24 protein-coding genes are annotated in these 26,991 nt (G+C 54.4%); 19 read left to right on the top strand and 5 right to left on the bottom strand.

The features are described from left to right. Nucleotides 1–2 precede the first annotated feature (2 nt). From tamA to SK38_RS15060, 3 genes are read left to right on the top strand one after another with little or no spacing between them, the layout of a single operon-like run. Nucleotides 3–1,736 (top strand): autotransporter assembly complex protein TamA, encoded by a 1,734-nt coding sequence (gene tamA, locus SK38_RS15070; protein WP_003025718.1) that lies wholly within the window; start codon nucleotides 3–5, stop codon nucleotides 1,734–1,736. Beyond that, nucleotides 1,733–5,509, top strand: a complete 3,777-nt coding sequence (gene tamB / locus SK38_RS15065; RefSeq protein ID WP_048236269.1) for an autotransporter assembly complex protein TamB — start codon at nucleotides 1,733–1,735, stop codon at nucleotides 5,507–5,509. The genes tamA and tamB overlap by 4 nt, the downstream gene beginning before the upstream one ends. Before the next feature lie 2 nt (nucleotides 5,510–5,511). After that, a complete protein-coding gene (locus SK38_RS15060; RefSeq protein ID WP_003025723.1) occupies nucleotides 5,512–5,856 on the top strand; it encodes a gamma-glutamylcyclotransferase family protein in 345 nt (114 codons plus the stop codon). A gap of 57 nt (nucleotides 5,857–5,913) precedes the next feature. Here the strand turns inward: SK38_RS15060 and SK38_RS15055 are convergent, their stop codons facing one another. The 3 genes from SK38_RS15055 to ppa form a co-directional block, all read right to left on the bottom strand. After that, nucleotides 5,914–7,923: a TonB-dependent receptor domain-containing protein gene (locus tag SK38_RS15055; protein ID WP_048236268.1), complete on the bottom strand. Its 2,010-nt coding sequence runs from the start codon at nucleotides 7,921–7,923 to the stop codon at nucleotides 5,914–5,916. An 84-nt stretch (nucleotides 7,924–8,007) separates the two neighbouring features. Continuing rightward, the gene (gene yncE, locus SK38_RS15050) at nucleotides 8,008–9,078 is read right to left on the bottom strand and encodes a 7-bladed beta-propeller protein YncE (protein ID WP_048236267.1); all 1,071 of its coding nucleotides are present in this window, start codon (nucleotides 9,076–9,078) and stop codon (nucleotides 8,008–8,010) included. A 199-nt stretch (nucleotides 9,079–9,277) separates the two neighbouring features. After that, on the bottom strand, nucleotides 9,278–9,805 hold the full coding sequence (ppa, locus tag SK38_RS15045) for an inorganic diphosphatase (protein WP_003025726.1): 528 nt from the start codon (nucleotides 9,803–9,805) through the stop codon (nucleotides 9,278–9,280). Between the two features lie 309 nt (nucleotides 9,806–10,114). Here ppa and ytfQ point away from each other — a divergent pair, with 309 nt between their 5' ends. The 5 genes from ytfQ to SK38_RS15020 all read left to right on the top strand — a co-directional run bounded on the left by ytfQ (nucleotide 10,115) and on the right by SK38_RS15020 (nucleotide 15,917). After that, the gene (gene ytfQ / locus SK38_RS15040; protein WP_008786033.1) at nucleotides 10,115–11,071 is read left to right on the top strand and encodes a galactofuranose ABC transporter substrate-binding protein YtfQ; all 957 of its coding nucleotides are present in this window, start codon (nucleotides 10,115–10,117) and stop codon (nucleotides 11,069–11,071) included. Between the two features lie 103 nt (nucleotides 11,072–11,174). Next, nucleotides 11,175–12,677, top strand: a complete 1,503-nt coding sequence (gene ytfR, locus SK38_RS15035) for a galactofuranose ABC transporter, ATP-binding protein YtfR (RefSeq protein WP_048215067.1) — start codon at nucleotides 11,175–11,177, stop codon at nucleotides 12,675–12,677. A 13-nt stretch (nucleotides 12,678–12,690) separates the two neighbouring features. Next, complete coding sequence (gene ytfT / locus SK38_RS15030; protein ID WP_003830397.1) at nucleotides 12,691–13,713, top strand: galactofuranose ABC transporter, ATP-binding protein YtfT; 1,023 nt, start codon at nucleotides 12,691–12,693, stop codon at nucleotides 13,711–13,713. After that, nucleotides 13,700–14,701, top strand: a complete 1,002-nt coding sequence (yjfF, locus tag SK38_RS15025; protein ID WP_008786036.1) for a galactofuranose ABC transporter, permease protein YjfF — start codon at nucleotides 13,700–13,702, stop codon at nucleotides 14,699–14,701. The genes ytfT and yjfF overlap by 14 nt, the downstream gene beginning before the upstream one ends. Nucleotides 14,702–14,804: 103 nt before the next feature. After that, complete coding sequence (locus SK38_RS15020; RefSeq protein ID WP_075553055.1) at nucleotides 14,805–15,917, top strand: methyl-accepting chemotaxis protein; 1,113 nt, start codon at nucleotides 14,805–14,807, stop codon at nucleotides 15,915–15,917. Between the two features lie 76 nt (nucleotides 15,918–15,993). Here SK38_RS15020 and fbp read toward each other — a convergent pair whose 3' ends face one another. After that, nucleotides 15,994–16,992, bottom strand: coding sequence for a class 1 fructose-bisphosphatase (fbp, locus tag SK38_RS15015; protein ID WP_003830390.1), 999 nt, complete (start codon nucleotides 16,990–16,992; stop codon nucleotides 15,994–15,996). A 175-nt stretch (nucleotides 16,993–17,167) separates the two neighbouring features. Here fbp and mpl point away from each other — a divergent pair, with 175 nt between their 5' ends. Continuing rightward, complete coding sequence (gene mpl / locus SK38_RS15010; protein ID WP_003830388.1) at nucleotides 17,168–18,544, top strand: UDP-N-acetylmuramate:L-alanyl-gamma-D-glutamyl-meso-diaminopimelate ligase; 1,377 nt, start codon at nucleotides 17,168–17,170, stop codon at nucleotides 18,542–18,544. Nucleotides 18,545–18,643: 99 nt separating this feature from the next. Here the strand turns inward: mpl and yjgA are convergent, their stop codons facing one another. Beyond that, nucleotides 18,644–19,195: a ribosome biogenesis factor YjgA gene (yjgA, locus tag SK38_RS15005; RefSeq protein ID WP_008786039.1), complete on the bottom strand. Its 552-nt coding sequence runs from the start codon at nucleotides 19,193–19,195 to the stop codon at nucleotides 18,644–18,646. Between the two features lie 95 nt (nucleotides 19,196–19,290). On the opposite strand from yjgA, the gene pmbA reads away from it, so the two are divergent. From pmbA to dagF, 10 genes are all read left to right on the top strand, one after another. Then, nucleotides 19,291–20,643, top strand: a complete 1,353-nt coding sequence (gene pmbA / locus SK38_RS15000; RefSeq protein WP_048215065.1) for a metalloprotease PmbA — start codon at nucleotides 19,291–19,293, stop codon at nucleotides 20,641–20,643. A gap of 86 nt (nucleotides 20,644–20,729) precedes the next feature. Next, nucleotides 20,730–21,116, top strand: a complete 387-nt coding sequence (gene cybC, locus SK38_RS14995; RefSeq protein WP_003025756.1) for a cytochrome b562 — start codon at nucleotides 20,730–20,732, stop codon at nucleotides 21,114–21,116. Nucleotides 21,117–21,448: 332 nt separating this feature from the next. Further along, complete coding sequence (locus tag SK38_RS14990) at nucleotides 21,449–21,757, top strand: glycine dehydrogenase (RefSeq protein WP_003025758.1); 309 nt, start codon at nucleotides 21,449–21,451, stop codon at nucleotides 21,755–21,757. Between the two features lie 10 nt (nucleotides 21,758–21,767). Further along, nucleotides 21,768–22,130, top strand: a complete 363-nt coding sequence (locus tag SK38_RS14985; RefSeq protein ID WP_003830384.1) for an SFCGS family glycine-rich protein — start codon at nucleotides 21,768–21,770, stop codon at nucleotides 22,128–22,130. Nucleotides 22,131–22,132: 2 nt separating this feature from the next. Next, nucleotides 22,133–22,432, top strand: coding sequence for a DUF4312 family protein (locus SK38_RS14980; RefSeq protein ID WP_003025762.1), 300 nt, complete (start codon nucleotides 22,133–22,135; stop codon nucleotides 22,430–22,432). Nucleotides 22,433–22,454: 22 nt separating this feature from the next. Further along, on the top strand, nucleotides 22,455–23,231 hold the full coding sequence (locus SK38_RS14975) for a DUF4311 domain-containing protein (protein ID WP_003025764.1): 777 nt from the start codon (nucleotides 22,455–22,457) through the stop codon (nucleotides 23,229–23,231). An 11-nt stretch (nucleotides 23,232–23,242) separates the two neighbouring features. Continuing rightward, nucleotides 23,243–23,887 carry a DUF4310 family protein gene (locus SK38_RS14970; RefSeq protein WP_003830379.1) on the top strand — a complete coding sequence of 215 codons (645 nt, stop codon included), beginning with the start codon at nucleotides 23,243–23,245 and terminating at the stop codon, nucleotides 23,885–23,887. A gap of 113 nt (nucleotides 23,888–24,000) precedes the next feature. Continuing rightward, nucleotides 24,001–25,134: an amidohydrolase/deacetylase family metallohydrolase gene (locus tag SK38_RS14965; RefSeq protein ID WP_048236266.1), complete on the top strand. Its 1,134-nt coding sequence runs from the start codon at nucleotides 24,001–24,003 to the stop codon at nucleotides 25,132–25,134. Continuing rightward, nucleotides 25,118–26,236 carry a DgaE family pyridoxal phosphate-dependent ammonia lyase gene (locus tag SK38_RS14960; RefSeq protein ID WP_032942188.1) on the top strand — a complete coding sequence of 373 codons (1,119 nt, stop codon included), beginning with the start codon at nucleotides 25,118–25,120 and terminating at the stop codon, nucleotides 26,234–26,236. The genes SK38_RS14965 and SK38_RS14960 overlap by 17 nt, the downstream gene beginning before the upstream one ends. Continuing rightward, nucleotides 26,233–26,973, top strand: a complete 741-nt coding sequence (gene dagF / locus SK38_RS14955) for a 2-dehydro-3-deoxy-phosphogluconate aldolase (protein WP_048236265.1) — start codon at nucleotides 26,233–26,235, stop codon at nucleotides 26,971–26,973. The genes SK38_RS14960 and dagF overlap by 4 nt, the downstream gene beginning before the upstream one ends. Nucleotides 26,974–26,991 lie beyond the last annotated feature (18 nt).

Below are 26,991 nucleotides of genomic sequence, written 5' to 3'. Positions count from 1 at the left end.
ATGTGCCACATATCCGTCAGTTATGTTGGGTGGGATTACTGTGCTTAAGTGGCTCCGCCGCCGCCGCGAATGTTCGCTTACAGGTCGAAGGATTATCAGGACCGCTGGAGAAAAACGTCCGTGCGCAACTGTCCACGATTCAAAGTGATGAAGTCACTCCAGACCGACGCTTTCGTGCGCGCGTTGATGATGCCATCCGCGAAGGGCTAAAAGCGCTGGGCTACTTTGAGCCGACCATTGATTTTGAACTGCGTCCACCGCCGGCAAAAGGCCGCCAGGTGCTGATTGCCAAAGTGACCCCCGGCGAGCCGGTGCTGATTGGTGGCACTGAGGTGATTTTGCGCGGTGGCGCGCGTACGGATAAAGATTATCTGGATCTGCTGAAAACACGCCCGGCAATCGGTACCGTGCTGAATCAGGGGGACTATGACAACTTCAAAAAGTCACTCACCAGCGTGGCGCTGCGCAAAGGCTACTTCGATAGTGAATTTAATAAAAGCCAGCTCGGGATAGCGCTTGAGCGGCGCCAGGCGTTCTGGGATATCGATTACAACAGCGGCGAACGCTATCGCTTTGGGCATGTCACCTTTGAAGGCTCGCAAATTCGCGATGAGTATCTGCAAAATCTGGTGCCCTTTAAAGAAGGTGAAGAGTACGAGTCGAAAGATCTGGGCGAACTGAACCGTCGTCTGTCGGCGACCGGATGGTTTAATTCCGTGGTCGTCGCACCGGAGTTTGATAAAGCCCGCAAAACCAAGGTGCTACCCCTGAAAGGCGTGGTCTCACCGCGAACCGAAAACACCATCGAAACCGGGGTCGGTTATTCAACTGACGTCGGGCCACGGGTGAAGACCTCGTGGAAAAAGCCGTGGATGAACTCCTACGGGCACAGCCTGACGACCAGCGCCAGTATCTCGGCGCCAGAGCAGGTGCTTGATTTCAGCTATAAAATGCCGCTGTTAAAGAACCCGCTGGAGCAGTATTACCTGGTACAGGGCGGCTTTAAGCGTACCGATTTAAACGACACCGAGCAGGATTCCACAACGCTTGCGGTTTCCCGTTACTGGGACCTCTCCAGCGGCTGGCAGCGCGCGATTAACCTGCGCTGGAGCCTCGACCACTTTACCCAGGGTAATGTCACCAACACCACTATGCTGCTCTATCCAGGCGTGATGATCAGCCGGACGCGTTCACGCGGCGGCCTGATGCCTGTCTGGGGCGATTCCCAACGCTACTCTATTGATTACTCGAACACCGCCTGGGGTTCAGATGTTGATTTCTCCGTTTTCCAGGCGCAAAACGTCTGGATCCGCACGTTGTACGACAGGCATCGCTTTGTGATGCGCGGTAATCTCGGCTGGATTGAAACCGGAGACTTCGACAAAGTGCCGCCGGACCTGCGTTTCTTTGCCGGGGGCGATCGCAGTATTCGCGGCTATAAATACAAATCTATTTCGCCGGAAGGCAGCGACGGCAAGCTGAAAGGGGCCTCCAAGCTGGCAACTGGCTCGCTGGAATACCAGTACAACGTGACCGGTAAATGGTGGGGGGCGATGTTTGTCGATAGCGGCGAAGCGGTCAGCGACATTCGCCGAAGCGATTTCAAAACTGGTGCCGGGGTCGGCGTACGCTGGCAATCGCCGGTTGGACCTATCAAGCTCGACTTTGCCGTCCCGGTCGGCGACAAAGATGAACATGGTTTACAGTTTTACATCGGTCTGGGGCCTGAATTATGAGTTTATGGAAGAAGATAAGCCTCGGCGTGCTGGTTTTTATCCTGCTGTTGTTAGGCACGGTGACGTTCCTCGTCGGTACCACCTCGGGCCTGCATCTGATCTTCAAAGCAGCTAATCGGTGGGTTCCAGGTCTGGAAATTGGTCAGGTCACCGGCGGCTGGCGGGATCTATCACTGAAAAATATTCGCTACGACCAGCCTGGCGTGGCGGTGAATGCTGGTGAAGTGCATTTGGCCGTGGGGCTTAACTGTCTGTGGGACAGCAGCCTGTGCGTCAACGATCTGGCGCTGAAAAACATCAACGTGGCGATCGACAGCAAAAAAATGCCGCCCTCAGCGCCGGTTGAGGAAGAAGAGAGTGGTCCGCTTAATCTTTCCACGCCTTACCCCATCACGCTTTCGCGCGTGGCGCTGAACAACATCAACATCAAAATCGATGACACCACAGTTTCGGTGCTGGATTTTACCTCTGGCCTGAACTGGCAGGAAAAAACGCTGACGTTGAAGCCAACGTCATTACAGGGGCTGCTGATTGCTCTGCCTAAAGTGGCGGAAGTGGCACAGGAAGAGGTTGTCGAACCGAAGATTCAAAACCCGCAGCCGGATGAAAAGCCGCTCGGGGAAACGCTAAAAGATCTGTTCTCAAAGCCGGTACTGCCGGAAATGACCGATGTCCATCTGCCGCTCAATCTCAATATTGAAGAGTTTCGCGGCGAGCAGCTGCGTGTGACCGGGGATACGGATTTAACAGTACATAGCATGCTGCTGAAAGTGAGCAGCATTGACGGCAACATGAAGCTCGACGCGCTGGATATCGACTCGAATCAGGGAACGGTAAAAGCCAGCGGCACGGCGCAACTGACCGACACGTGGCCGGTTGATATTACGTTAAACAGCACGCTAAACATCGACCCGTTAAAAGGCGAAAAGGTGAAGCTGAAGGTCGGCGGTGCGCTGCGCGAACAGCTGGAAGTCGGCGTCAATCTGTCTGGTCCGGTGGATATGGACCTGCGTGCTCAGACGCGCCTGGCAGAAGCCGGATTGCCGCTCAACATTGAGGTGGTGAGTAAGCAGGTTTACTGGCCGTTTACCGGTGAGAAACAGTTCCAGGCCGATGACATCAAGCTCAAACTGACCGGCAAGATGACCGACTATACGCTGTCGATGCGTACCGCCGTGAAAGGTCAGGATATTCCTCCGGCTACTATCACGCTGGATGCCAAAGGCAACGAGCAGCAGATTAATCTCGACAAACTCAGCGTTGCGGCGCTGGAAGGGAAAACCGAGCTGAAAGCGCTGGTGGACTGGCAGCAGGCGATCAGCTGGCGCGGGGAGCTAACGCTGGATGGTATCAATACCGCGAAAGCGATCCCGGACTGGCCGTCAAAACTGAATGGCTTGGTGAAAACGCGCGGCAGTCTGTACGGCGGAAGCTGGCAGATGGAGGTTCCGGAGCTGAAGCTGACCGGCAACGTGAAGCAGAACAAGGTCAATGTGAACGGTTCGCTGAAGGGGAACAGCTACCTGCAGTGGACGATTCCGGGCCTTCATCTGGAGCTGGGACGCAACAGTGCGGACGTAAAAGGCGAACTGGGGGTTAAAGACCTCAACCTCGACGCGACGATTGATGCCCCAAGCCTGGATAACGCGCTGCCGGGGCTGGGCGGTACGGCGAAAGGGCTGGTAAAAGTTCGCGGTACGGTTGAAGCACCACAGCTGCTGGCGGATATTACCGCCCGTGGTCTGCGCTGGCAGGAACTTTCCGTTGCTCAGGTGCGCGTCGAAGGCGATGTGAAATCGGCCGAGCAAATCGCCGGTAATCTCAACGTTCGCGTAGAGCGGATTGTACAACCTGACGTGAATATTGGTCTGGTGACGCTCAACGCCAAAGGCAGTGAAAAGCAGCATGAACTGCAGTTACGCATTCAGGGTGAGCCGGTTTCAGGGCAACTGGATCTTGCCGGGAGCTTTGATCGCAAAGAACAGCGCTGGAAAGGGGAGTTAAGCAATACCCGCTTCCAGACGCCGGTCGGTCCGTGGTCGCTCAACCGGGCTATCGCGCTGGATTATCGTAATCAAGAACAGAAAATTAGTATCGGGCCGCACTGCTGGAACAACCCGAATGCGGAGCTGTGCGTACCACAAACCATTGATGCCGGTGCAGAAGGTCGCGCGGTGGTGAATCTTAACCGCTTCGACCTGGCGATGCTAAAACCGTTTATGCCGGAGACAACCCAGGCCAGCGGTGTGTTCACTGGCAAAGCTGATGTGAGCTGGGATACCACCAAAGAGGGGCTGCCACAGGGGCAGGTCACCCTGAGCGGACGTAACGTGAAGGTCACGCAAAGCGTGAATGATGCCCCGCTCCCCGTGGCGTTTGAAACGCTGAATCTGACCGCCGACCTGCACAATAACCGTGCCGAGTTGGGCTGGCTAATTCGTCTGACCAACAACGGGCAGTTTGACGGACAGGTGCAGGTAACGGACCCGCAAGGGCGTCGTAATCTGGGCGGTAACGTCAATATTCGCAACTTCAATCTGGCGATGGTGAACCCTATCTTCTCGCGCGGTGAAAAAGCGGCAGGGATGATCAACGCCAACCTGCGGCTGGGCGGCGATGTGCAAAGCCCGCAGTTGCTCGGACAGCTGCAACTGAGTGGTCTGGATATTGACGGTAACTTCATGCCGTTTGACATGCAGCCAAGCCAGTTAGCCGTTAACTTCAATGGAACACGCTCAACGCTGGCGGGCGTGGTGCGTACGCAGCAGGGAGAAATTAACCTGAGCGGCGATGCCGACTGGAGTCAGATAGACAACTGGCGGGCGCGTGTTGCGGCTAAAGGCAGCAGGGTGCGTATTACCGTACCGCCGATGGTCCGCCTCGACGTATCGCCGGACGTGGTCTTTGAAGCCACGCCGAGCCTGTTTACTCTCGATGGCAACGTGGATGTGCCGTGGGCGCGTATCGTGGTACATGACCTGCCGGAAAGCGCGGTTGGGGTTTCCAGCGATATGGTTATGCTTAACAACAACCTGCAGCCCGAGAAACCGCAGACCGCCGGTATTCCGATCAACAGCAACCTGAATATCCACGTCGGTAACAACGTGCGTCTTGACGCCTTTGGTCTGAAAGCGCGTCTGACGGGCGATCTGAAAGTGGTGCAGGATAAGCAAGGTCTGGGGCTTAACGGGCAAATTAATATTCCGAGCGGTCGCTTCCACGCCTATGGTCAGGATCTGATTGTGCGTAAGGGCGAGCTGTTGTTCTCCGGTCCGCCGGATCAGCCGTTGCTCAACATCGAAGCGATTCGTAACCCAGATGCCACCGAAGACGACGTGATCGCTGGCGTTCGCGTCACCGGTACCGCCGATGAACCGAAGGCGGAGATCTTCTCCGACCCGGCAATGTCGCAGCAAATGGCGCTTTCCTACCTGCTACGTGGACAAGGGCTGGATAGCGAACAGAGCGATAGCGCAGCGATGACTTCAATGCTTATTGGTCTGGGGGTTGCACAAAGTGGTCAGGTTGTGGGTAAAATCGGGGAGACATTTGGCGTAAGCAATCTGGCACTGGACACGCAAGGGGTGGGCGACTCATCTCAGGTGGTTGTCAGCGGATACGTACTGCCAGGTCTGCAGGTGAAATATGGTGTGGGTATATTTGACTCCTTAGCGACACTCACGCTACGTTATCGTCTGATGCCTAAGCTATATCTGGAAGCAGTGTCTGGCGTAGATCAGGCACTTGATTTGCTCTATCAGTTCGAGTTTTAGCAATGCGAATATTTGTCTACGGCAGTTTACGAACCAAACAAGGCAACAGCCACTGGATGACCAATGCCCTGTTGCTGGGAAATTTCAGTATCGATAACTACCAGTTGTACAGCCTGGGCCACTATCCAGGCGCCGTTCCGGGAAATGGAACAGTACACGGGGAAGTTTATCGTATTGATAACGCCACGCTGGCAGAGCTTGACGCTCTGCGTACCCGCGGCGGTGAATACGCACGCCAGTTAATTCAAACGCCGTACGGAAGTGCATGGATGTACGTGTACCAACGTCCGGTTGATGGCTTAACGCTGATTGAAAGCGGTAACTGGTTAGACAGAGACCAGTACTGATATATCGTCTACCAGAATAAACAACGCCGCCTTCGGGTGGCGTTGTTTATTAAAGGCTTAAAACTCCACGCGCGCGCCGAGGTTATAGCGGCGTCCTTCCACCTGCGCGGATTCATTCCATGCAGTCGTCAGTTTCGGATCTTCATCCAGCACGTTGTAGATCCCTGCCATCAGCTGCGTGTGCTTATTGAGCTTATAACGTACGCCTACGTCGACCATCGTGTAGTCATCGTACTTATAGTTATTGCCGCTGTTGCGGTTACTGCTGCGGTAATTCACCGTACTCCATACGTCCAGACTCTGCGTTGCCGCCCAGTTCAGCGACAGGTTCGCCATATGGCGCGGGTAATCGTTGAGCGCGTAGCCTTTGTTTATGCCGCTTTTCTGTTCGCTATGGTTCCAGGTGTAGTTAGCGTTGGCTTTTACATCGGCGCTAATCTGCCAGTCGGCATTCAGTTCTATGCCGTACACGTCCGCCTTGCTGACGTTGAAGTATTTACTGACGGAGTCCGCCTTGTAGCCATTCACGGAGCACTGATTCGTCGATGTAGTTTCGCAAATGGTTTGTTCAGCAATTTTGTCTTTGAACTGCGTATAGAAGACGGTGCTATCCAGTGACAGCGCATTCCCCGTCCAGTAGAGGCCCAGCTCAGAGTTAACGCTTTGTTCTGGTTTCAGATCGTCGTTACCGACGGTCAGGAAGGGATAAGGTACGGTCGAGCCGTATGGGGTAACAAAGTCGCTGGATGTCGCACGCAGCTCAGGTTTTTTATAACCTGCGGAAACGCCGCCCTTCAGCGCCCAGTCATTGCTGAAGGCCCAGTTACCGTACATTTTCGGCGTAATATGTGTGCCAAAGTTATCATCCTGGTCCATACGCGCTGATGTGGTCAGGATGAAGTCGTCAATGCTCCAGCCGTCTTCAGCAAACAATGCCCAACCGTTACGGCTGATTTTTGTCACTGGCTCAGATCCGGGCAGCGTTTTGTTGGCCACATCAAAGCGGTCATTCAGTTCTTCGCGGGTGAAATTCGCCCCAACGGTCAGTTTATGGTTGTCGAGCGTGAAGGTGGTTTGCGAATTGGCGACGTAGTTCTCCATCTGCACATACTGCGGCGACTGGCTGTCATAAACGTACTTCGAACGGCCTTTTTCATAGTTTATGTAGTTGGTCGTTGCAATGGTGTCGTCGGCATACCAGCCGGTATGCGTTAAGGTGGCGGCGTTACGATCGAACAGCCATGACCACGGCGCGCCGCGCTTCTGGGTACGGTTTTTCTCCTGCTCACCGGTGACCACATTGAGGTCGAACAGGTTATTTTCGCTAGCGGCCAGGCCCAGCGTCATATCAACGGATTTACGGTTGTGTTTACCGAAATAGTTATTGCGATCGTCATCGCGACGGTCAAGCCAGTCGGCCGCTACGCTAAGGCCGAGAACATCGGGCACAATCGGCCCCATGGTAAACAGATTCATCTGGCTGGTATTACCCAAATACTGGTGTTCCTGAAGCCAGGTATTGGCGGCAATTGCCGTCGTCCACTCTTTTGCGCCATACGGTTTTTTGGTAATCACGTTGACCACACCGCCGATGGCATCTGATCCGTACAGCGAGGACATGGGCCCGCGGATAACTTCGATACGCTCAATGGCCTCCATCGGCGGTAAGAAGTTGGCTTCAGTACCGATGTCATGTCCGTAAGGGCGAGATTCACCGGTATTTTGTTTGACGCTGTTGACCATAAACGCGGTATAGGACGGGTCCATGCCGCGAATCATAATGCTGCCAGCGTTCATACCGCTGCTGTTGGTGACCGAGACGCCAGGAAGGTTTTTAATCGCTTCACCAATGCTACGGTCCGGCTGAATATCCAGCGTTTTACGATCGATAACGGAAATGGTGGCCGGCGCTTCGCGCTTTTGCTGCGAGAACCCGGATGCGGTGATCACCATTTCATCTTCGCTATTGCGTGAGGTTTCGGTGAGTTCTTCTGCCTGAGTGGGGAAAATAACACCGCCTGAGAATGCAACGATCCCTGTCAGCGTAATAAGTTGACGCGTTTTCATAATATAGACACCTGAAAAGTAAAAAATAAAAGCATCACCTTGCAGCCCAGAAAAGCTGCAAGGTGTCAGAAGCGTTTTTAATTATTAATATTTGGAGAGGTCGATTTTCAGCACATAGTCGGGCTTCACACCGGTCATTTTTTCCGGCTGTTTGACGCTGACATACAGGGTGTTGGCATCAGACGAGAGCGCCAGGCTGTTAGGTAACGCATTGGTTTCAATGCTTTGTTTTACCTGATAAGTTTTGCTGTCCACAATGCTGATGCGCTTTGCATTACGGTGGGTGATATACACTTCCTGGCGCTTTTCGTTATAAATCACCGCCAGCGAGTTGATAACTTTAATGGGCGCAATAACCTTACCGGTATTAATATCAACAACCAGTACATCCGCTAAATCAGGATCGGTCAGGAATGTGCGATTATTTTTTGCATCCAAAGCAATATTCAGGAAAAAATGTTTTTTGCCTGGCTCAATACTAAAGCGGTTAATAATTTGATGGTTAGTGGTATCCAGCGTAATAAGTTCGTTGCGGCCATTTACGACATACAGGCGGTTCTTATTGGCATCTACGGCCATGCCGGTCGGATACTGGCCCATGTTTTCAAGGGTGGCGATTTTCTCGCGCTTTTGCGTATCCACCACCCAGACAATACCCTTTTCAGCCACGCCGGAAACGTACAGGCGGTGATGCTGTTTATCGAGCACCATTTCGCGGGTATGGACAATTTCTTTCGGGTTTTTGGCTTCGCTCAGTTGCAGTATCGCCAGCTCTTTACCGCTGCGGGTATCAATGAGCGTGACCGAACCCTCCAGCGTGTTGCCGACATAGAGCACCTGGTTTCCTGCATCCAGGGCAGTGGCAAAGGCACGACGGCTGGTTTCGATAACTTCAGTCGTGGTGAGCTTCTCCAGATCGAGTTTATAGATAAGCCCGCTGGTTTTATCTTTATCAAACGACGGCGACGAGGCAGCAAAAAGCGCATTCTGCTGGCTATCAACCGCCAGTTCATACACGCCGTTGCCAACGTCGCGGGTCAGAAAATCTTGCTCAGGTAGCGTCTGCGCCACGCTGGACAGGCTGGTAAATAACAGTGCTGTGGCGAGAGCCACGCAGGAATAGCGTTTCAGGGACTTCACATTGTGGAGGTTCATTGACTTTTATTCACATTTATTTACATGCTGAGAATGATAATGAGATCAAATCTCATTCGCAATTAAGATAAATGAAATGTGACTACCCAATCTGGTAGGTCAAAAAGAAAACAGCGAAGGGGAGGGGGAAAAGAAAGTAGAAATTAAAAAACCCTTACTAACCAGGGGCTGGCGTTCAGGGCTTTAAGCTAACGCGAACTTACTTCTTCGCGCGCTCGAAGGAAGCAACGATTTCAGCTTTAGCAGCTTCAGCGTTGTCCCAACCGTCAACTTTCACCCATTTGCCCGCTTCGAGATCTTTGTAGTGTTCGAAGAAGTGGGTGATCTGCGCTTTCAGCAGTTCCGGCAGGTCGGTCACATCTTTGATGTGATCGTATTCTTTGCTCAGCTTGGTGTGCGGTACCGCAACCAGTTTCGCATCTTCACCGGATTCGTCGGTCATTTTCAGTACGCCAACCGGACGGCAGCGGATCACTGAACCTGGCTCCAGCGGGTACGGAGTCGGGACCAGAACGTCAACCGGGTCACCGTCCAGAGACAGGGTGTGGTTGATGTAACCGTAGTTGCACGGATAGAACATCGCAGTGGACATGAAGCGGTCAACGAATAGGGCGCCGCTCTCTTTGTCAACTTCGTATTTGATCGGATCTGCGTTCGCAGGGATCTCGATAACAACGTAGATATCTTCCGGCAGGTCTTTACCGGCAGGGACGTTGAGTAAGCTCATGTCTGTTTCCTTTAAATAAGCTATGGCAAACAAGTGGCGGGTATTATAGCCAACTCGCGCGGAATGTCTCCGCTTGTTTTCGCTTTCTCTGCGTGCATTTTCTTCTTTTTACCTCTCTCTCGTGACAGAAAAATCCATATCTTCAGCCGCATTTTTCATAGCGAGATGAAAGCGATTACAAAGTTGTGATTAACGTTTTATTTACTTTTTTGAAGTGTGATGTAACGCAATCCGTTACATGCTCAATTGTCTATAGTTTTTTCGCAACGGTTAATTAACCAACAATAATCACCCTACGAGGACGCACTTATGTGGAAGCGCTTACTTTTAGTCACAGCAGTTTCGGCAGCCATGTCGTCTATGGCAATGGCAGCCCCTTTAACCGTAGGATTTTCGCAGGTTGGCTCTGAATCCGGCTGGCGCGCCGCAGAAACCAACGTCGCGAAAAGCGAGGCCGAAAAGCGGGGAATTACGCTGAAAATCGCTGATGGCCAGCAAAAGCAGGAAAACCAGATTAAAGCAGTCCGCTCATTTGTTGCGCAGGGCGTCGACGCCATCTTTATTGCGCCGGTCGTGGCAACGGGTTGGGAGCCGGTTTTAAAAGAAGCTAAAGATGCCGACATTCCGGTCTTTTTGCTCGATCGTTCCATCGATGTAAAAGACAAATCTCTCTATATGACCACCGTCACCGCCGACAACGTGCTGGAAGGTAAATTGATCGGCGACTGGCTGATTAAACAAGTGGACGGCAAGCCGTGTAACGTCGTTGAGCTGCAAGGGACCGTTGGGGCCAGCGTGGCGATTGATCGTAAAAAAGGATTTGCTGAAGCTATCGCTAATGCGCCAAACATCAAAATTATTCGCTCTCAGTCCGGTGACTTCACCCGCAGTAAAGGGAAAGAAGTGATGGAGAGCTTTATCAAAGCGGAAAACAACGGCAAGAACATCTGCATGGTTTACGCCCACAACGATGACATGGTGATCGGTGCGATTCAGGCGATCAAAGAAGCGGGCCTGAAACCTGGCAAAGATATTCTCACCGGTTCTATCGATGGCGTACCGGATATCTACAAAGCGATGATTGACGGTGAAGCCAACGCCAGCGTTGAGCTGACGCCGAATATGGCCGGCCCGGCATTCGACGCGCTGGAGAAATTCAAAAAAGACGGCACGATGCCTGAGAAACTGACCATTACCAAGTCGATCCTCTATCTGCCGGATACGGCGAAAGAAGAGTTAGAGAAGAAGAAAAACATGGGCTACTAAGCCTTCATGAAAATGCCGGGGGCGCTGCGCTTGCCCGACCTACATTATGCTCTTTTGTAGGCCGGATAAGCATAGCGCCATCCGGCGTGATGCAGGGGGAACCATGACCACCGACCAACATCAGGAAATCCTCCGCACCGAAGGATTAAGCAAATTCTTTCCCGGCGTCAAAGCGTTGGATAACGTGGATTTCAGCTTGCGTCGTGGCGAGATTATGGCGCTGCTGGGAGAAAACGGAGCCGGCAAATCGACGCTCATCAAAGCGCTGACCGGCGTTTACCATGCCGATCGCGGCACTATCTGGCTCGAAGGCCAACCGATCACCCCCAAAAACACCGCCCATGCCCAACAACTGGGGATTGGCACCGTGTACCAGGAAGTGAACCTGCTGCCCAATATGTCGGTTGCCGATAACTTATTTATTGGTCGTGAACCGCGGCGCTTTGGCCTGCTCCAGCGCAAGCAGATGGAAAAACGTGCGACGGAGCTGATGGCGTCATACGGTTTTTCCCTCGACGTGCGCGAGCCGCTGAACCGCTTTTCCGTGGCGATGCAACAAATCGTCGCCATCTGTCGGGCGATCGATCTCTCCGCGAAAGTGCTGATCCTCGATGAGCCGACCGCCAGCCTTGATACCCAGGAAGTTGAAATGCTGTTTGGCCTGATGCGACATCTGCGCGATCGGGGTGTCAGCCTGATCTTTGTCACCCACTTTCTCGATCAGGTTTATCAGGTCAGCGATCGCATTACCGTTCTGCGTAACGGCGGCTTCGTTGGCTGCCGTGAAACCCGAGAACTGCCACAGATCGAACTGGTCAAAATGATGCTGGGCCGTGAACTGGATACCCATGCGCTACAGCGTGCGGGCCGCACGTTGCTGAGTGATAAACCGGTGGCGGCATTCAGCGGCTTTGGCAAAAAAGGCACCATCGCGCCATTTGATCTACAGGTGCGTCCCGGTGAGATCGTCGGTCTCGCCGGACTACTGGGATCCGGGCGAACGGAAACGGCGGAGGTGATCTTCGGTATTAAACCCGCCGACAGCGGAAGTGCGCTGATCAAAGGCAAACCGCAGACTTTGCGCTCGCCACATCAGGCTTCGTGTCTGGGGATCGGTTTCTGTCCGGAGGATCGCAAAACGGATGGCATTATTGCCGCCGCTTCGGTGCGGGAAAACATCATTCTGGCATTGCAGGCACAGCGCGGCTGGCTGCGGCCTATCCCACGGAAAGAACAAAACGAGATTGCCGAGCGTTTTATCCGCCAGCTTGGTATTCGTACTCCGAACGCTGAGCAACCGATCGAATTTCTCTCCGGCGGCAATCAGCAAAAAGTACTGCTCTCGCGCTGGTTACTGACCAAACCGCAGTTCCTGATCCTCGATGAACCCACGCGTGGGATCGACGTTGGCGCGCATGCGGAGATCATCCGCCTGATCGAAACGCTGTGCGCGGATGGTCTGGCGCTGCTGGTCATTTCATCCGAACTGGAAGAGTTAGTGGGCTATGCCGATCGGGTCATTATTATGCGCGATCGCAAACAGGTGGCCGAGATCCCCCTGGCTGAACTGTCCGTACCGGCGATCATGAACGCCATTGCGGCCTAAGGAGACTATGGTGATGCCTCAATCTCTCCCTCAATCCAATCCGTCTAAACGGCGGTTCCGTTGGCCAAAGGGGATGCCACAGCTGGTGGCGTTACTGCTGGTGCTGCTGGTGGATAGCCTGGTCGCGCCGCACTTCTACCAGGTGATTTTGCAGGATGGTCGGCTGTTCGGCAGCCCGATTGATATTCTCAACCGCGCCGCGCCCGTAGCGCTGTTGGCGATTGGTATGACGCTGGTGATTGCCACCGGCGGTATCGACCTTTCCGTGGGCGCCGTCATGGCTATTGCCGGCGCGACGACTGCGGCGATGACGGTGGCCGGGCACAGTCTGCCGGTAGTGCTGCTTGCCGCCTTAGGCTCCGGCATTCTGGCTGGGCTGTGGAACGGGATTCTGGTGGCCATCCTCAAGATCCAACCGTTCGTCGCTACGCTTATTCTGATGGTGGCCGGGCGCGGAGTGGCGCAGTTGATCACCTCCGGGCAGATCGTCACCTTCAACTCGCCAGAACTTTCATGGTTTGGCAGCGGCTCGCTCTTACTATTCCCCACGCCGGTAATTATTGCACTGCTCACGCTGGTGGTGTTCTGGCTGCTGACGCGGAAAACGGCGCTGGGTATGTTTATCGAAGCGGTGGGTATCAACATTCGTGCGGCAAAAAACGCCGGGGTGAACACCCGCATTATCGTGATGCTCACCTATGTGCTGAGCGGCCTGTGCGCGGCTATCGCTGGTATTATCGTCACGGCGGATATCCGCGGGGCAGATGCCAATAACGCCGGCTTATGGCTGGAGCTGGATGCCATCCTGGCGGTGGTTATCGGCGGCGGGTCGCTGATGGGCGGGCGCTTTAACCTGCTGCTGTCGGTGGTAGGCGCATTGATTATTCAGGGCATGAACACCGGGATTTTGCTGTCGGGCTTCCAGCCGGAACTGAATCAGGTGGTCAAAGCCGTGGTGGTGTTGTGTGTGCTGGTCGTGCAGTCACAACGCTTTATCAGCCTGATAAAAGGAGTGCGTGGTCATGATAAAACGTAATTTACCGCTGATGATCACCCTCGGCGTGTTTGTGCTGGGTTATCTCTACTGCCTGACGCAGTTTCCCGCTTTTGCTTCCACCCGGGTCATTTGCAATATCCTGACCGATAACGCCTTTCTGGGCATCATTGCCGTAGGCATGACTTTCGTAATCCTCTCTGGCGGGATCGACCTTTCCGTTGGCTCGGTGATCGCCTTTACCGGTGTATTTCTGGCAAAGGCCATTGGCTATTGGGGCATTTCTCCGCTGCTGGCGTTCCCTTTGGTTTTGCTGATGGGCTGCGCGTTTGGTGCGTTTATGGGGTTACTGATTGATGCGCTGAAGATCCCGGCATTTATTATCACCCTGGCGGGAATGTTCTTCCTGCGCGGCGTCAGCTATCTGGTCTCTGAAGAATCCATCCCAATTAACCATCCGGTTTATGACACGCTCTCAAGCCTGGCATGGAAAATTCCCGGCGGTGGTCGCCTGAGCGCGATGGGATTGCTGATGCTGGCGGTTGTCGTCATCGGCATATTCCTGGCGCACCGTACGCGCTTTGGTAATCAGGTTTACGCGATTGGCGGCAACGCCACCTCTGCCAACCTGATGGGCATCTCAACCCGCAGCACCACCATCCGCATTTATATGCTGTCTACCGGGCTTGCGACGCTTGCCGGCATTGTCTTTTCCATTTACACCCAGGCGGGCTATGCGCTGGCGGGCGTTGGCGTCGAACTGGATGCGATAGCCTCAGTTGTGATTGGCGGAACGCTGCTCAGCGGTGGGGTCGGTACAGTGTTAGGGACGTTGTTTGGCGTCGCCATTCAGGGGCTGATCCAGACCTACATTAATTTTGACGGCACATTAAGTTCCTGGTGGACGAAGATCGCGATTGGCATTTTATTGTTTATATTTATAGCGTTACAACGCGGTCTGACGGTGCTTTGGGAAAATCGTCAAAGCTCGCCGGTTACCCGAGTGGGTACGGCGGCAACACCAAAGTAACATCCTGATTTTGCACAAAACATTTAAATATCTAAACTTTTTCCGGTTGTAGTCGATAGGTTCTGTACAGGTCTGTTTTAACCCTACAACCGGAAATATAACGATGCCAAAATCCCTTTCAATTCGATCAAGTTTGTTGGTGTTATTGTCTCTGCTGGCGTTCCTTCTGCTACTGACCGGTGGCATGGGGCTATATGCGTCTACACGTGTCATTACCTCGTTGATTTATCACGGTATTATGAGCGCTGCAATGTTGGCTGCTATCGCATTGCTGGCGGTCATTTGGTTTATGCTGCGAAATAAGTTTCTCAAACCGTTGGATAACATGGTTGAGCAACTGGAACGTCTGGCAACGGGGGATTTGTCGCCGGTTACCGCGTTGTCGGCCAGCGCCGAATTCAACCGCCTGAACGCAGCAATGGATGATATGCGCCATGCGCTGGGCGACTCGGTACAGCGCGTACGCGATGCCAGCTCGCAAATTGATATTGGCAGTCGTGAACTGACGGCCGGTAACCAGCATCTGGCGCAACGCACTGAATCGACAGCCACTTCGCTGGAGCAGACCGCCGCCAGCATGGAAGAACTCACGGCGACGGTAAAACAGAATGCGCAGAACGCGGAACAGGCGCACCAGCTGGCAAAATCGGTGTCGGATACCGCCGATCGCGGTAGCGAAATGGTGTGCTATGTGATCGAGAAAATGCGCGATATTTCCGGCAGTTCCAGCCGAATCGCCGACATCCTCAGCGTGATTGATGGCATTGCTTTCCAGACCAATATTCTGGCGCTCAATGCTTCCGTTGAAGCGGCGCGAGCTGGTGAGCAGGGGCGGGGCTTTGCGGTTGTGGCAGGTGAAGTGCGTAATCTGGCCAGCCGCAGCGCCGAGGCGGCCAAAGAGATCCGTACTCTAATCAGCGATTCGCACACCCATGTGGGGGAAGGCAGTGAACTGGCACAGCAGGCGGGCGAAACCATGGATGAAATCGCGACCGAGGTTATGCGTATGACCAAACTGATGCGTGAAATTGCCAGTGCGTCCCAGGAACAGAGTCGCGGCATAGAGCAGGTGAATATCGCGGTAATTCAGATGGATGAAACGGCGCAGCAAAACGCGGCGCTGGTGCAGCAGTCTTCAGCGGCTACCCGCTCGCTGGAAGAGCAGTCTTCAGCGCTAATCGAAGCAATGGCCGTATTTAAGCTACAGAAAGCGTAAGCAGACGATGGATTTTGTAGGCCGGATGGCAACGCTACGCGTTTTATCCGGCCTACGTCCGTGCGATGAATGATACTTACGCGTCCGGGAACTCGCGGATAAAGCGTTCTACATCTTCAACCATATGGTCGTTACCCACGAAGAAGGAGCGGCGCTGGTGCAGGCTTTCTGGGGTGATATCCAGAATGCGTTCTTTACCATCGCTGGCTTTGCCGCCCGCCTGCTCGGCCAGGAAGGCCATCGGGTTGCATTCATACAGCAGACGCAGTTTCCCTTGCGGGTGGCTGGCGGTGCTTGGGTACAGGTAGATCCCGCCTTTCAGCAGATTGCGATGGAAATCTGCAACCAGAGAGCCAATGTAGCGCGAGGTATACGGGCGCTGGGTTGGCTTATCTTCTTCCTGGCAGAATTTAATGTACTTCTTCACGCCGTTCGGGAATTTGATGTAGTTACCTTCGTTAATGGAGTACGTGCTGCCTTTCGCCGGGAAGCGCATACGTTCCTGGCTGAGGCAGAATACGCCCAGAGAAGGATCGTAAGTGAAGGCATGTACGCCACAGCCGGTGGTATACACCAGCATGGTGGAAGAACCATAAACAACGTAACCTGCAGCAACTTGCTTGTTGCCCGGTTGCAGGAAATCCTCTTCCGTGACCGGTGTGCCGACTGGGGTTACGCGGCGGTAAATAGAGAAAATCGTACCGACAGAGACGTTAACATCGATGTTGGATGAGCCATCCAGCGGATCCATTAGCACAACGTATTTAGCGTGTTCACAGCCTTCAAAGACGACGATTTCATCTTCTTCTTCTGAGGCAATGCCCGCCACAATGTCGCGCGCCTTCAGTGCAGCTTTCAGTTTTTCGTTCGCGAACAGATCGAGTTTTTGTTGAACCTCTCCCTGCACGTTCTCAGCACCGCTGGCACCCAGGATATCGACCAGACCGGCCTTATTGATATCGCGGTGGATGATCTTGGCGCCCAGCTTTATTGCCGACAACAAAGCAGTGAGCTCACCGGTAGCATGAGAAAACTCGTGCTGCTTTTCGACAATAAATTCACCTAACGTTTTCATAACACTTTCCCTGCAATTTATGTGGAGTAAAGCGACCGCAACAATATTAACAAATATTTCCTTTGTTGCGCTTAGGTGAATCGCGCCAGCAAACTGCGGAATATCCTGAAATGCGTTTCTCACTTGCCGGACATGTGCGTAAAATGGCCCCCAGATTAAAAAAGGATAGTGACGTATGCGCATTCATATTTTGGGAATTTGTGGCACTTTCATGGGCGGTCTGGCGATGCTGGCGCGCTCGCTCGGTCATGAAGTAACCGGTTCGGACGCCAATGTGTATCCGCCGATGAGTACCTTACTTGAGAAGCAAGGCATTGATCTGATTCAGGGTTACGATGCCAGCCAGCTCGACCCACAGCCGGACCTGGTGATCATCGGCAATGCCATGACCCGTGGTAATCCGTGCGTGGAAGCGGTGCTGGAAAAGAACATTCCGTACATGTCAGGCCCGCAGTGGCTGCATGACTTTGTCTTGCGCGATCGCTGGGTACTGGCGGTTGCGGGTACGCACGGCAAAACCACTACCGCCGGAATGGCGACCTGGATCCTCGAAGCCTGCGGCTATAAACCTGGCTTTGTGATCGGCGGCGTTCCGGGCAACTTTGAGGTTTCCGCGCGCCTCGGCGAGAGCGACTTCTTCGTGATTGAAGCGGATGAGTACGACTGTGCGTTCTTCGACAAGCGTTCTAAATTCGTACATTACTGCCCGCGCACGCTGATCCTCAATAATCTTGAGTTCGATCACGCAGATATCTTTGACGATCTGAAAGCTATTCAGAAACAGTTCCACCATCTGGTGCGTATCGTGCCGGGCCAGGGACGCATCATCTACCCGGAAAACGACATCAATCTGAAACAGACGATGGCGATGGGCTGCTGGAGCGAACAAGAGCTGGTGGGCGAACAAGGTCACTGGCAGGCGAAAAAGCTGACCACCGATGCCTCCGAGTGGGAAGTGTGGCTGGACGGTGAAAAAGTCGGCGAAGTGAAGTGGGGCCTGGTGGGCGAGCACAACATGCACAATGGCCTGATGGCGATTGCAGCCGCGCGTCATGTTGGCGTCGTGCCTGCGGATGCGGCCAATGCATTGGGCTCGTTCATCAACGCCCGTCGCCGTCTTGAGCTGCGCGGTGAAGCCAATGGCGTGACGGTGTATGACGATTTTGCCCATCACCCGACGGCCATTCTGGCAACGCTTGCGGCACTGCGCGGTAAAGTGGGCGGCACGGCGCGCATCATCGCGGTGCTGGAACCTCGCTCGAACACCATGAAAATGGGCCTGTGCAAAGATGACCTGGCACCGTCGTTAGGGCGTGCAGACGAAGTGTTCCTGCTGCAACCCCCGCACATTCCGTGGCAGGTAGCAGAAGTCGCTGAAGCCTGCGTTCAGCCGGCACACTGGAGCGGCGATGTGGATGCACTGGCAGATATGGTGGTGAAAACCGCACAGCCTGGCGATCACATTCTGGTAATGAGCAACGGCGGGTTTGGCGGTATTCATCAAAAACTGCTGGATGGTCTGGCGAAGAAAGCTCAGGCAGAAGAAGAGTAAAAAAATGCCCGGTGGCGCTACGCTTACCGGGCCTACAACGGATCGTAGGCCGGATAAGGTATTTGCACCGCCATCCGGCACTTTCGGCGGACGAAGAGGTTACGCCTCGTTTTCCGCCAGTTCACGCAGATACTGGAAGATCTGGCGGGAAGATTTTGGCGGCTTGTTGCCCGCTTTTTCTTTCCTGGCGTTACGCACCAGCGAACGCAGTTGCTGACGGTCGGCGTCAGGCCACAGGTTCATCACTTCTTCGATAGCTTCATCGCTACCGTCAACCATACGGTCACGCAGTTGCTCCAGCTTATGGAAGACAACGACCTGTTGGTTGTGACGGTTTTTCAGCTTGTCCAGCGCCTGACGGATAGGATCAACATCGCGCTGGCGCAACATTTTGCCAATCAGCTGCAGCTGACGACGGCGACCTTCCATCTTAATACGCTGGGCCAGCTCAATCGCGGCACGTAAATCCGCATCGAGCGGGATTTTATCCAGCGCGTTTTTCCCCAGTTTTACCAGTTCCACACCCAGGTGTTTTAACTCCTCGGCGTCACGTTTTATTTCACTTTTACTGACCCAGATAATTTCATCGTCTTCGTCTTCGATGTCATCACCGGGAACGTCGTCGAGCCAGTCTTCGGGCTGCTTAGTCATGTCAGGCTCCTTAAAAAAAGAGGCTAATGTTACCAGTTAAGATGCGCACTGAAAAACGGTTCTCTGTTAGACTTCAGAGAAACTCTCTCTACATTATGGCATTTGCGATGAAAGTAATCTCACAAGTTGAAGCGCAGCGTAAGATTCTGGAAGAAGCAGTCTCGACAGCACTGGAATTAGCGTCAGGTAAGTCGGATGGCGCGGAAGTCGCTGTAAGCAAGACCACGGGTATTAGCGTCAGCACCCGTTATGGTGAAGTGGAGAACGTCGAATTCAATAGCGATGGTGCACTGGGGATTACGGTTTACCACCAGAACCGTAAGGGCAGCGCATCGTCCACCGATTTAAGCCCGCAGGCGATTGCACGCACCGTGCAGGCCGCGCTGGACATTGCACGTTACACTTCGCCGGACCCGTGCGCGGGCGTGGCAGATAAAGAACTGCTGGCCTTTGATGCGCCCGATCTGGACCTGTTCCACCCGGCGGAAGTTTCCCCTGACGAAGCTATCGAACTGGCTGCCCGCGCTGAACAGGCGGCACTACAGGCCGACAAACGCATCACCAATACCGAAGGCGGCAGCTTTAACAGCCACTATGGCATCAAAGTGTTTGGCAACAGCCACGGCATGCTGCAGGGCTACTGCTCCACGCGCCATTCCCTTTCCAGCTGCGTAATCGCAGAAGAAAATGGTGATATGGAGCGTGATTACGCCTACACCATTGGTCGGGCGATGGGCGATCTGCAAACGCCGGAGTGGGTGGGGGCTGACTGTGCTCGCCGTACCTTATCACGCCTGTCTCCGCGTAAGCTTTCCACCATGAAAGCGCCGGTGATTTTCGCCAATGAAGTGGCGACCGGACTGTTCGGACACCTGGTTGGCGCCATTGCAGGCGGCTCGGTGTACCGCAAATCCACCTTCCTGCTCGACTCGCTGGGCAAGCAAATTCTGCCGGAATGGCTGACCATTGAAGAACATCCGCACCTGCTGAAAGGGCTGGCGTCTTCACCGTTCGACAGCGAAGGCGTACGGACCAAACGCCGCGACATTATTAAAGACGGTGTGCTGACTCAGTGGCTGCTGACCAATTATTCTGCACGTAAGCTGGGGCTTAAGAGCACCGGTCATGCAGGCGGGATCCACAACTGGCGAATTCCGGGACAGGGTCTAAGCTTCGAGCAGTTGCTCAAAGAGATGGGCACAGGTCTTGTGGTTACCGAGCTGATGGGACAGGGCGTAAGCGGCATTACCGGCGATTACTCGCGCGGCGCGGCGGGCTTCTGGGTCGAAAACGGCGAAATTCAGTACCCGGTGAGTGAAATTACCATCGCTGGTAACTTAAAAGAGATGTGGCGTAATATCGTCACCGTCGGCAACGATATTGAAACGCGCAGTAATATTCAGTGTGGTTCGGTCCTGTTGCCGGAGATGAAGATCGCCGGGCAATAATACCCGTCATACTTCAAGCTGTGGCGTGAATTATTGAGGGTATCTGGCGTTTGTTTATTTTTGAATAATAAAAAAGGAAGTGAGCAATGCGTAAACACCTGTTAGCGATCGTCGCAGCTTCAACGCTGGTTCTTGGTTCTTCTGCGTTTGCAGCCGATCTTGAAGACGATATGGGGATCCTCAACGACAACCTGAAAATCGTCGAAAAAACGGATAATGCGACTGAACTGAAAGATGCGTTAACCAAAATGCGTGCAGCTGCGCTGGACGCGCAAAAGGGAACGCCGCCGAAGCTGGAAAACAAATCCCCGGACAGCCCGGAGATGAAGGATTTCCGCCACGGCTTTGACACGCTGATCGGTCAGATCGACGGTGCGTTGAAGCTGGCGAACGAAGGTAAAGTTAAAGAGGCGAAAGCCGTTGCGGAAGAGCTGAAAACCACGCGCAACGAAAACCACAAGAAGTTCCGCTAATCTGCGCTATCCGGCCTGCATACCCGTAGGTCGGATACAACACCCCGCTACTGCACGTCCCATAAGTAAACGCTATCCCCATCACATTTTTTCATTTTTATCGCCCATTCATTGTTCGCACTTCCTTTCATTTTTCTGCTCGCTCTTGCGATCTCAATCACATTCTTCCAGTGATAAATCGTGGTTCCAGCTCTTTTTGCGGCACAGATCACTATCGCTGCACACCTTTCCACTTCGAAGTGGAAAACAACTCGCTACAAACTCATAACCTCCGTCGCTAATTTACCCTCAGAGACATTAATGGGGTAAGACGAGTGAATAACGGAGCTGTAATGAATGACATGGGGGAATCGGTGGAACTGGCCGACCGCATGCTGGCGCAGGTGTATGCCTTGCTGCGTGAACGCAACATTATTCCCAACGCCGTACAGGAACAGATGCTGACGTCGCATGTTCGCGCCATGGCGCACCGCTCGGTAACGGGTGAACCCTTACCAGAGGTCGATGCCAGCTTGTTTGATGAAATATCTGCCGAATCAATGGCGCTTGCCCGCGACGTGGTCGCCGAGTTTGGCAATCTTCCTGAGGAAGAGGCCTGGCTGCTGTCGGTGCACTTCGAAGTCGCGAAAGACAACCTTTAAGGAGCAAAAGATGGAACAGATTACCGTAGTGATTGGCGATCGTCTGGGTAAAGGCCAGAAAGTGGCGGCAGGCGTAGAGAAAGCGGGTGGCCGTGCCGTTGTGGTGCCGGGCGTTGCAGCAGATATGAAGCTGGGTGACGTGATGAAAGCGGAAAACGCCACCTTTGGTATCTCGTTTTGCGGCAGCGGTGGTGCGGGTGCGATTACCGCGCAGACCAAATACGGCTACAAGGCGAAATACGGCATGCGCTCGGTCGATGAAGGGGTAACCGCCATCAACGAAGGGTGCAACGTACTGGGATTCGGCTTTATGGACAAAGAAGAGCTCGGCGAGCGCCTGGTGCAGGCGTGGCAAAAGAAACACGGCGCTTAAGCATGAAAGAGCAATTCACCACCACGGTGAGAGTCACGGGTAAGGGCGAGACCAAAGCTCGCGCCTTTGCCGATGCCCTGAACCACGTTCAGGCTGCGGTGATGAAAGCGTCGCCGCATATCTTACTGCGTATTGAGCCACAGGATGTGCAGGTTGTTCAAGCGCGTGAATCGGTGCGTAAAGAGGCGTTTTTATTCCTCTTTTTGCGCCGGGAAAGACGCACTTTCAGCGTGGAGCTGGACGTGACCGTCAACGTGACTGCCATCAATCTCGACAAGGTGGATTTCGTTACGCAACGCTGATTTTCTATTAAAAGGCATAATTATGTTCCTGATAATATTAATAAAATCGCTCATCATCGGCGCGTTGGTTGGCGTTGGTGTCGGCGCTGGGGCTGCACGCATGTTTCATGCGCCTACCACTCAAGGGATGGGCGCGTTTCGTACTCTGGGAGAACTGAATTCCTGCGAAGGGGATCCGGCTTCTCACTTCTCGTTCGGCCTGGGCTTCTTCTTTAACGCCTGGGCTTCCTCTGTTGCGGCGGGGGCGTTCACGCAGGACGTCGACCATCGCATCATCCCCAACTGGGGCGCCGCCGCGCTGATGATTAAAAATCGCAACGTCGGTGAAACGCTGCACGACCCCAAACGCATGGCAATTGCCTGCGGCGTTATCGGGATGATCGTGGTGACCTTCCTGAACCTCACCGCATCATCCGTACCGGAAGCGTTGCAGGTTACCGCCGTCAAGGTGCTGGTGCCCGCGGCTAACCTGCTGGTTAACACCGTGATGCCAGTAATCTTCTGGCTGGCGGCGATCGACGCCGGTAAGAAATCTGGCTTCTGGGCCACCGTTTTTGGCGGCGCGGCGCAGCTGATCATGGGTAACGCCGTTCCGGGTCTGGTTCTCGGCATTCTGATCGGCAAAGGTGTTGAAGAGAGCGGCTGGAACCACGTCACTAAAGTGATGATGGTGGCTATCGTCGCGCTGTTTGTCCTGAGCGGCTTCTTCCGTGGCTTCGACATGAAGATGATCGAATCCTTCCATCTGACCGTGCCTAACTGGCTCGAACTTATCCACAACTCGCTCAGCGGCAAATAACGGAGGTCATCATGGAACAGAATAAAGGTTTTTGGTTCGCTGACTGGTCGTTCCCGATCTTCGTGGGCCTGCTCTCCTCTGGCGTGTTTGCCGGAACACACATGTACTACCTGTACGGTATTGGCGCATTTAACGAAGTGGCTTTTGTGGCGATGCTGAAGGCGGGAATGGATACCGGCTCCTACGGAGCGGTGGCGGCATTTGGCGCAAGCTTCCTGTTTGCCCGCATCATTGAAGGTTCGCTGGTGGGGATTTTGGATATCGGCGGGGCGATTCAAACCGGGGTTGGGTTAGGTGTTCCGGCGCTGCTGCTGGGCGCGGGCATTATCTTCCCGGTCGCCAACTTCGCCGCCTCGCTGGTCACCGGTCTGGTGATTGGTCTGGCGATTGGCTACATCATCATTCTGGCGCGTAAGTTCACCATCAACCAGAGCGACTCGACCTACGGTGCGGACGTCATGATGGGGGCCGGTAACGCCTCCGGACGCTTCCTCGGGCCGTTGATTATCCTCAGCGCGATGACGGCTTCGATTCCTATCGGAATCGGTTCTCTGGCAGGCGCGCTGCTGTTTTACCTGTGGCAAAAACCGATTACCGGCGGGGCGATCCTCGGCGCGATGATCCTCGGGTCCATCTTCCCGATTGCCATTAGTTGATGGTGTGTCGTTGTAGGCCGGATAAGGTGCAGCCGCCATCCGGCAATGACGCCTGATGGCGCTGCGCTTATCAGGCCTACACGACCGCCCCCATTTCAACAGGAGAGAGAGACATGTTTGATTTACTCCTGCGCCGTGCGCGCCTCGTTGACGATACGGTGAGCGATATTGCGCTCAAAGACGGCAAGATCGCGGCGTTGGGTGACGTTGATGGCCCGGCGCTGAAAACCATCGAGCTGGGCGGTGAGTGCTACGTCAGCGCAGGCTGGATTGACTCCCACGTTCATTGCTACGCGAAATCCCCGATTTACCACGACCAGCCGGATAGCGTTGGTATTGCGACCGGCGTCACTACCGTAGTGGATGCGGGCAGTACCGGGGCGGATGACATCGACGATTTTTACACCCTGACCCGGGAAGCTGCCACCGAAGTGTACGCGTTGCTGAATATCTCCCGCGTTGGGCTTATCGCCCAGAACGAGCTGGCCAACATGGCCAATATTGACGCTGATGCGGTACGAGAGGCGGTGAAACGCCACCCTGATTTTATCGTCGGTCTGAAGGCACGTATGAGCAGCAGCGTAGTCGGTGAAAATGGCATCACGCCGCTGGATCGCGCCAAAGCGATGCAAGCGCAGAACGGTGATCTGCCGCTGATGGTGCACATCGGCAACAACCCGCCGGACCTGGATGAGATCGCCGAGCGCCTGAGCGCAGGTGACATCATTACCCACTGTTACAACGGTAAGCCGAATCGCATTCTGACGCCGCAAGGCGAGCTGCGGGCGTCAGTGACGCGGGCGATTTCACGCGGCGTGCGTCTGGACGTTGGGCATGGCACCGCCAGCCTGAGCTTTGCGGTGGCAAAACGCGCTATCGAACTGGGTATTTTGCCGCACACCATCAGCTCCGATATTTACTGTCGTAACCGTATCAGCGGCCCGGTGCATTCCCTGGCGAATGTGATGTCGAAATTCCTCGCCATTGGGATGTCGCTTCCGCAGGTCATTGAATGCGTTACCGCCAATGCCGCCGATGGTCTGCGCCTGAAACAGAAGGGGCGGCTGCAGGTCGGTCTGGACGCCGATTTAACCCTCTTTACGCTTAAGCGCCAGCCAACCGTGCTGGTAGATGCAGAAAACGACAGCCTGCAGGCTGAACAACTGCTGGTGCCGCTTGCCGCAATACGTGCGGGCAAGGGCTATATGACCGAACAAGGGAGCGCGGAACATGCCTTCGATTTTTGAGAAATACGATTTAAAACAGGTGATTAATACCTCCGGCCGCATGACGGCGCTCGGCGTTTCCACGCCGCGACCAGAAGTGGTTGAAGCCGCGATGGCGGGGATGAACCAATATTTCGAGATGAAAGACCTGGTCAATAAAACCGGCGACTACATCGCGAAATTACTGGAAGTGGAAGGGGCAACGGTTGTCTCTTGCGCCTCGGCCGGGATTGCCCTGTCGGTGGCTGGCGTATTGGTTAAAGACAGCGACTGGCTGCTGGAGAACCTGCACGTCACGCCCATCGAGAACAACGAAATCGTGCTGCCCAGAGGTCACAACGTCAACTTTGGCGCACCGGTGGGCACCATGGTAGCGCTTGGCGGCGGCAAGTTAGTGGAAGCCGGTTATGCCAACGAATGTTCCGCGGCACAGCTGGCGGCGGCCATTACACCGCGTACGGCGGCCATTCTGTATATCAAATCTCACCACTGCGTCCAGAAAAGTATGCTCAGCGTGGAGCAGGCCGCGGTGGTGGCGCGTACGCATAATCTGCCGCTGATCGTGGATGCGGCGGCAGAAGAGGATTTGCAGTGCTACTACCGGGTTGGTGCAGATCTGGTGATTTATAGCGGCGCCAAGGCGATAGAAGGACCAACCAGCGGTCTGGTGATTGGTAAAACCCAATATGTTGAGTGGGTGAAGCGCCAGACGGCGGGGATTGGCCGGGCGATGAAGGTGGGCAAAGAGGGAATTCTTGGCCTGACCTGCGCCATCGAACTGTATCTGAACGCGCAGAAAGAGAGCGGCGCGGAGATGGTCGAGAAAATGACGCCGTTCATTAATGCGTTGAACCAGCTTAACGGCGTGAGCGCCCGCGTGGTGTGGGATAGTGCAGGACGCGACATCGCACGCACGGAAATTAAGTTTGATGAAGCGGTAACCGGGATCGCCACGGGGGAACTGGTCGACGCGCTGAAACAGGGGGAGTACGCGATTTACTTCCGTGGTTACAAAGCCAATGAAGGCATTATCGAAGCCGATGTGCGCAGCGTCGATCGCGCGCAGCTGGAGATTGTGGCCCGTCGAATTGGTGAAGTGATTTCGCAGGAGAAAAACGCATGAAACTGACCCCTAACTTTTATCGCGACCGCGTCTGCCTGAACGTGCTGGCAGGCTCCAAAGAAAATGCCCGGGATATTTATGCGGCGGCGGAAGGACACGTGCTGGTTGGCGTGTTGTCAAAAAATTACCCGGATGTCGCAAGCGCGGTAGCGGATATGCGTGAATACGCGGCCCTTATCGACAATGCGCTCTCCGTGGGGCTGGGGGCGGGCGATCCTAACCAGTCGGCGATGGTCAGTGAAATCTCTCGTCAGGTGCAGCCACAGCATGTCAATCAGGTCTTTACCGGCGTGGCCACCAGTCGCGCGCTGCTGGGCCAGCAGGAGACAGTGGTCAATGGTCTGGTCTCGCCAACCGGCACGCCGGGCAGGGTGAAAATCTCCACTGGTCCGCTAAGCAGCCAGTCGCCGGACGGTATTGTGCCGGTAGAAACCGCGATTGCGCTGCTCAAAGACATGGGCGGTAGCTCAATTAAATACTTCCCGATGGGCGGCCTGAAATGCCGTGACGAGTACATTGCGGTCGCGCAGGCCTGCGCCCGTCATGACTTCTGGCTGGAGCCAACCGGCGGTATCGATCTGGATAATTTCACTGAAATCCTGCAAATTGCCCTCGATGCCGGAGTGAGTAAAATCATTCCTCACATCTATAGTTCGATTATTGATAAGGTGAGTGGTAACACTCGTCCGGACGACGTACGCCATCTGATGGCGATGACCCGGGCCTGCGTAGGCTAACTGACTGATGAGGAAACT

This window comes from Citrobacter sp. MGH110, from assembly GCF_001037515.1.
GTDB classification, from domain to species: Bacteria; Pseudomonadota; Gammaproteobacteria; order Enterobacterales; family Enterobacteriaceae; genus Citrobacter; species Citrobacter portucalensis.
The sequence above is the reverse complement of the archived record's forward strand: the minus strand, read 5'-3'. Positions and strand labels throughout refer to the sequence as shown.